Origin of the sequence: Streptomyces sp. SID5785 (genome assembly GCF_009870065.1) — a bacterium.
Classification (GTDB): domain Bacteria; phylum Actinomycetota; class Actinomycetes; order Streptomycetales; family Streptomycetaceae; genus Streptomyces.
Window position 1 is genome coordinate 1 of record NZ_WWIA01000769.1, and the last position, 3,640, is coordinate 3,640.

The 3,640-nt window shown below is 74.7% G+C and carries 5 protein-coding genes; 3 read left to right on the forward strand and 2 right to left on the reverse strand.

The genetic code is table 11. The annotated features are described in order from the left end of the window. The 3 genes from GTW43_RS25155 to GTW43_RS25165 form a co-directional block, all read left to right on the forward strand. The coding region (locus GTW43_RS25155; RefSeq protein WP_161304295.1) for a GTP-binding protein at window positions 1–1,188 on the forward strand (1,188 nt) is incomplete at its 5' end. After that, a complete protein-coding gene (locus GTW43_RS25160) occupies window positions 1,185–1,970 on the forward strand; it encodes an ABC transporter ATP-binding protein (RefSeq protein ID WP_161304296.1) in 786 nt (261 codons plus the stop codon). The genes GTW43_RS25155 and GTW43_RS25160, both read left to right, overlap by 4 nt. Further along, window positions 1,955–2,626, forward strand: coding sequence for an ABC transporter permease subunit (locus tag GTW43_RS25165; protein ID WP_161304297.1), 672 nt, complete (start codon window positions 1,955–1,957; stop codon window positions 2,624–2,626). The genes GTW43_RS25160 and GTW43_RS25165 overlap by 16 nt, the downstream gene beginning before the upstream one ends. Before the next feature lie 48 nt (window positions 2,627–2,674). Here the strand turns inward: GTW43_RS25165 and GTW43_RS25170 are convergent, their stop codons facing one another. Then, entirely contained in the window at window positions 2,675–3,334 is a 660-nt protein-coding gene (locus tag GTW43_RS25170) for a response regulator transcription factor (RefSeq protein WP_161304298.1), read from the reverse strand. Beyond that, the coding region (locus GTW43_RS25175; protein WP_343246109.1) for an ATP-binding protein at window positions 3,331–3,640 on the reverse strand (310 nt) is incomplete at its 5' end. The genes GTW43_RS25170 and GTW43_RS25175, both read right to left, overlap by 4 nt.

A 3,640-nucleotide genomic window follows, 5' to 3' on the forward strand; every position in this document is an offset into this window, starting at 1 on the left:
ACCGCCGGCTCCGTCGACGACGGCAAGTCCACGCTCGTGGGCCGGCTGCTGCACGACTCGAGGTCCGTCCTCGCCGACCAGCTGGAGGCGGTCGCGCGGGCCTCGTCCGGGGACGCACCCGACCTGGCCCTGCTCACCGACGGCCTGCGCGCCGAACGCGAGCAGGGCATCACGATCGACGTCGCCCACCGCTACTTCGCCACACCGCGCAGGAGGTTCATCCTCGCGGACACCCCGGGGCACGTGCAGTACACCCGGAACATGGTCACCGGCGCCTCGACCGCCGACCTCGCCGTGGTCCTCGTGGACGCCCGCAAGGGCGTCGTCGACCAGACCCGGCGGCACGCCGCCGTGGCCGCGCTGCTGCGCGTCCCGCACCTGGTCCTCGCGGTCAACAAGATGGACCTCGTCGGCCACGACCAGGACCGGTTCGCCGCGATCGTCGACGAGTTCGCGCGGTCGGCCGCCGGGCCCGGGTCCGCGGACCTCACGGCCGTCCCGGTGTCCGCACTCCACGGCGACAATGTGGTGACCCGCGGCGACGGCCCCCTCGACTGGTACACGGGACCGACGCTCCTCGAGCATCTGGAGACCGTCCCGGTGGCGGCGGCACCGGCGGGTGCACCGTCCCGGTTCCCGGTCCAGCACGTCATCCGGCACGGTGGGCGCCGGTACTACGCGGGGCAGCTCGTCTCCGGCACACTGCGGGTCGGCGACCCCGTCGTCGTCCACCCCGGCGGTCGTACGTCCACGATCGAGGCGCTCGACGTTCTCGGCACACCCGCGACCGCCGTCGGCCCGGGCACCTCGCTCACGGTACGGCTCGCCGACGAACTGGACGTGGCCCGCGGAGACCTGCTCGCGACCGGCGCCGAGCCGCCCACCGTCACCCGGCAGGTGCACGCCGACGTCTGCCACCTCGCGGACCGGCCGCTGACCGTGGGCAGCCGCGTGCTGGTGCGGCACACCACCCGCACGGTGCGGGCCGTGGTCGAGGACCTGGCGGGGCGGGACGCACTGCACGCCAACGACCTCGGCCGGATCACCGTGCGCACCGCCGAGCCGCTGACGGTGGACCTCTACGCCGACGTGCGCCGCACCGGGGCGTTCCTGCTCGTCGACCCGGCGGACGGGGCGACCCTCACCGCGGGCATGGTGACCCCGGCCGACGACGCAGGACGCTCATGACGGGCGCCGACGCGGTCCGGCTCACGGGTGTCACGCACACCCTCGGCGGCACCACGGTCCTCGACGGCGTGAACCTGACGCTGGAACGCGGTGCGTTCGTGTGCGTGGTCGGCGGATCGGGCTGCGGCAAGTCGACGCTCCTCAACGTGATCGCCGGGCTCGACACCCCTGTCTCCGGCACGGTGCACGTGCCGGGCGGACGTCCCTCGCTCATGTTCCAGGAACACGCCCTGTTCCCCTGGCTCACGGCGGGCCGGAACATCGAGTTCGCCCTGCGCCGCACCGGCACGCCGAAGAGCGAACTGCGCGCACGGTCGCAGGAGTTGCTGGACCTGGTACGCCTGCCGCAGGCGTACGGGCGCCGCGTCCACGAGCTGTCCGGCGGCATGCGGCAGCGCGTCGCGCTGGCCCGCGCGCTCGCCCGGGGCAGCGACGTCCTGCTGATGGACGAACCGTTCGCGGCGCTCGACGCCGTCACCCGCGACGTCCTCCACGACGAACTGACCCGGGTGTGGACCACGCGCCGTCCGACCGTCCTCTTCGTCACGCACGACGTGCACGAGGCCGTGCGGCTCGGACAGCGCGTCGTCCTGATGGCGGCGCGCCCCGGCCGCATCGCCCACACCTGGGACACCGCGATCCCCTACCCCCGCCACCCGGAGGACCCCGCGGTGACGGCCGCGGCACGGGAGATCACGCGGCGCCTGCACCGGGAGCTCGCGCCCGGACACCGGCACGCGGGTGCGGCCGCGACGGAGGAGGCGGTGTGCGGGACGTCCTGACGACGCTCGCCGGACTCTGGTCGCACGGCACGCTGCTCCCCGCGGTCGGCCACAGCCTGCTGCGCTGCCTGTACGGGTTCGGGGCCTCGGCCCTCGTGGGTGTCCCCCTGGGCGTCCTGCTCACCGTGCGCCCCCGGCCATGGAGCGCCCTGGCCCGGCTCGTCAGACCGGTCCTCTCGGCCCTCCAGTCGCTGCCCGCCGCGGCACTCGTGCCCGTGGCCGTCGTGGGGCTGGGCGAGAGCGAACGGGCCGTCTACGCGGTCCTGCTGCTCGGCGCGGTGCCCTCGATCGCCGTGGGCGTGGCGAACGCCCTCGACCAGGTGCCGCCCCTGCTCACCCGCGCCGCGTGGTCGCTCGGCTCGGGAGGCCTGGACCGCGTCCTCCACGTCCGCGGACCGGCCGCCCTGCCGGGCATCGTCGCCGCCCTCAGGCAGGGCTGGACCTTCGGCTGGCGCGCCCTGATGACGGCGGAACTCGTCACCTCGGTGCCGCTGCCCGGGGTCGGCCGCATCCTCGACGAGGGCAGACAGCAGGACGACCTGGCCCTCGTCCTCGCCGCCGTCGCCGTCATCCTGACGATCGGCGTCGCGGTGGAGTGGCTCCTCTTCGCGCCCGTCGAACGCCGCGTGCTCGCGGTGCGGGGGCTCGCCCCGTGAACCGCTCCCGGCCCCGGCACGCTCCACCGGACGGCGACCGGGGCGGCGTCAGGGCACCAGCCCGTGCCGGTAGGCGAAGACGACCGCCTGGACGCGGTCGCGCAGACCGAGCTTCGTGAGGATGCGGGACACGAAGGTCTTGACGGTCTCGCGGCTGATGACCAGGGCGGCCGCGATCTCGCTGTTCGAGAGACCGTCCGCGATCAGACGCAGGACCTCCCGCTCGCGCGGCGTCAGCGGGAGGTCCTGCGGCGCGCCCGCGGCCGGCCGGATCCGCGCCGCGTACCGGCCCACCAGACGGCGCGTGACCTCGGGGTCGAGGAGCGCCTGACCGTTCGCCACCGTCCGGATCCCGTGCAGCAGCCGGTCGGGCGGCGCGTCCTTGAGCAGGAACCCGCTCGCGCCCGCGCGCAGCGCCTCGTACACGTACTCGTCCAGGTTGAACGTCGTCACCACGAGCACCTTCACGGGGTGCTCGACGCCGGTCCCGGCCAGCAGCCGGGTCGCCTCGATCCCGTCCAGGACCGGCATGCGCACGTCCATCACGACGACGTCGGGCCGCAGTTCGGCCGCGAGGCGCACCGCGGACCGTCCGTCGCCGCACTGGCCCGCGACCTCCAGATCGGGCTGCGCGTCGACGATCGTCGCCAGTCCGGCGCGGATCATCGCCTGGTCGTCGCAGATCAGGACCCTGATCGGGGCGCTCATGAGCCGTTCCCCGCCGGGATCCGGGCGCGGACCACGAACGCGCCGTCCGGTCCGCGGTCCGCGCTGAACTCGCCGCCGAGGACACCGACCCGCTCCCGCAGACCGGCCAGCCCCCGGCCGCTCCCGCCGGCCGACGCGCTCCCCGTGCCGGAACCGTCGGAGTCCACCCGTACCGTGATCGCGCTCTCGCCGTGCGAGACGCGGACCGAGGTCCGGCCGCCGTGGTCGTAGTTGAGCGCGTTGGTCAGCGCCTCCTGCACCACCCGGTAGGCCACGAGGTCCGAGCTGCCGGTCGCCGTGGCGGGC